Source organism: Geminicoccus flavidas (assembly GCF_009806515.1).
GTDB classification, from domain to species: Bacteria; Pseudomonadota; Alphaproteobacteria; order Geminicoccales; family Geminicoccaceae; genus Geminicoccus; species Geminicoccus flavidus.
Window position 1 is genome coordinate 1 of the sequence record NZ_WUJP01000694.1, and the last position, 2,226, is coordinate 2,226.

Sequence of the window (2,226 nt, forward strand, 5' to 3'; positions counted from 1 at the left end):
CAACCTCGCCGCGATCTGCAACCCGTCCGACTACAATACCCGTCCGGTGAGCGTCATCCACGCCAGCCTGTTCGACGTCTATCCGGTCATCCAGCTCTGCGCGAAGTACCAGCGCTGGCTGATCAGCTTCTCGACCAGCGAGGTCTATGGCCGCACGATCGCCAGCTACCTGCCGGCCGGCACCTATGACGACCCCGACCTCTACGAGCTGCGCGAGGACGAGACCCCGCTGGTCATGGGGTCGATCCAGAACCAGCGCTGGTCCTATGCCTGCGCCAAGCAGATGGCCGAGCGGCTGGTCTATGCCCACCATGCCGAGGACGGCCTGCCGTTCACCATCGTCCGGCCGCTCAACTTCTTCGGCCCGCGCATGGACTATATTCCGAGCCGCGACGGCGATGGCGTGCCGCGCGTGCTGGCCTGTTTCATGGCGGCCCTCATGTCGGGCCAGCCGCTGCAGCTGGTCGACGGTGGCCAGGCCCGGCGGACGATCGTTTCGATCCACGAGGCGGTGGACGCGGTTCGGCGCATGCTGGAGCGCCCTTCCGCCGCGCAGAACCAGACGTTCAACATCGGCAACCCGCACAACGAAGTGACGATGGCCGAACTGGCCGACCTGATGCGCCGCACCTATGCGAAGATCACCGGCGATGCGCGGTTCAACGACCACCCGATCGTGACGGTGTCGGCCGAGCGGTTCTATGGCCAGGGCTACGAGGACTGCGACCGGCGCATGCCCGATATCGGCAAGGCCCAGCGCCTGCTGGGCTGGAACCCGACGGTGGCGCTGCCCGAGGTCCTGCTGGAAACGATGCGCGCCTATCACGAGGCCTATGCCGTGCCGGCGGTGGCCTGAGCGCGGCTTCTATTCGGTGGCGAGGCTTCCTATAGTCGGTGCGGGTGCCGGTCTCGCCCCGCGACCGGCGCAACGACGATGGCCTGCCCGATGCCCGTCCCGTGTCCCGAGCGCCTTTCCGTCGGCAACATCCGGATCGGCGGCCAGCGCTATCAGCTCGAGATCGATCCGGACGAGACCGGCAGCGGCGAGCGCTACGAATATTTTCTGAACATCATCCGCCGCCTGGTCCGCGAGCACGGCATCACCGGGCGGCGCTGGTACATCACCTATGACGGCAAGCACGACATCCCCGACCTGGACGGGGACTGCGTCGTGTTCATGTATGGCGAGGAACGCTCGCTGACCCCCTGGCGCTACGAGCGCGCCGGGCTGATCCTCAAGGCCTACGGCATGCGTCCGCAGCCGGTGGAGCCGTTCCGCGCCGACCTGTCCTGGATGCTCGACCGGACCCGGGTGGCGCGCAACCGGCTGCAGGACCTGCGCATCGTGCGGCGGATCGGGCCCGGCCGGCACCAGGCAGTGCAGGCCAAGACCCTGCCCATCCCGCTGGGCTATGCCCGCCAGCAGGAGCTGCCGGTCAAGCCGATCGGGGAGCGGCCGCACCTCATCTGGTTCGCCGGCAGCCTGGACAATGCCGCGGTCGGCCGGTTCTCGCTCTATCCACGCCTGGCCAACCTGCCTAAGCGCCGCGCGCGGCAGGAGATGGTCGCCAACCTGCGCCGCCTCCAGGCGTTCCACCCCGACTGGCCGATCTCCCTGCAGATCAACCAGACCTACCAGGCCGGGCCGGGCGATCCGAGCGACGCCTATGCCCGCCGGCTGATGGACACGCGGATCTGCGTAGCGCCACGCGGCACTACGCCCGAGACCCACCGCTTCTTCGAGGCGATGCGCTCGGGCTGCGTGGTGATCTGCCAGCCGCTGCCGGATTTCTGGTTCTACCGCTCGGCACCGGCGATCCGACTGGAACGCTGGTCGGAGCTGGAGGCGGCCGTGGAGGGGCTGCTCGCGGCACCGGCACGGTTGGAGGAACTGCATCTGGCGGGGCGGCGCTGGTGGGACGAGGTGGCGAGCCCGGCCGCCATGGCGCGCACGATCGCGGCGATCCTGAAGGGCAAGACCAGCGTGGCCGAGGTGGCGGTCCGGCCCTAAGGGTGACCCGCCGGCTCAGCCGCCCTCGGGCGGATCGGTGAGCTGGATCTCCATCGTGCAGCAGACACCCGCCTTGGCGAAGTTGAGGCTGACCCCACCGCCGAGCTGCGGCCCCAGCCAGCGCTGGATCAGGCGGGTGCCGAAACCCTGGCCGGCCGGCGGGGACACGGGCGGCCCGCCGCTCTCCTGCCAGCGCAGCCGGAGTCGCGGCTCCC

2 protein-coding genes and 1 pseudogene are annotated in these 2,226 nt (G+C 69.3%); 2 read left to right on the forward strand and 1 reads right to left on the reverse strand.

The genetic code is table 11. From position 1 onward, the window contains the following. Both EQG76_RS19850 and EQG76_RS19855 read left to right on the forward strand, forming a co-directional pair. On the forward strand, positions 1-856 hold an 856-nt coding region (locus tag EQG76_RS19850), incomplete at its 5' end, for an NAD-dependent epimerase/dehydratase family protein (protein ID WP_159716085.1). Between the two features lie 90 nt (positions 857-946). Beyond that, positions 947-2,011 carry a glycosyltransferase family 47 protein gene (locus EQG76_RS19855; RefSeq protein WP_159716086.1) on the forward strand — a complete coding sequence of 355 codons (1,065 nt, stop codon included), beginning with the start codon at positions 947-949 and terminating at the stop codon, positions 2,009-2,011. 15 nt (positions 2,012-2,026) lie between these two features. Here the strand turns inward: EQG76_RS19855 and EQG76_RS19860 are convergent. Further along, a pseudogene (locus EQG76_RS19860) lies at positions 2,027-2,226 on the reverse strand (hypothetical protein); the annotation flags it as partial.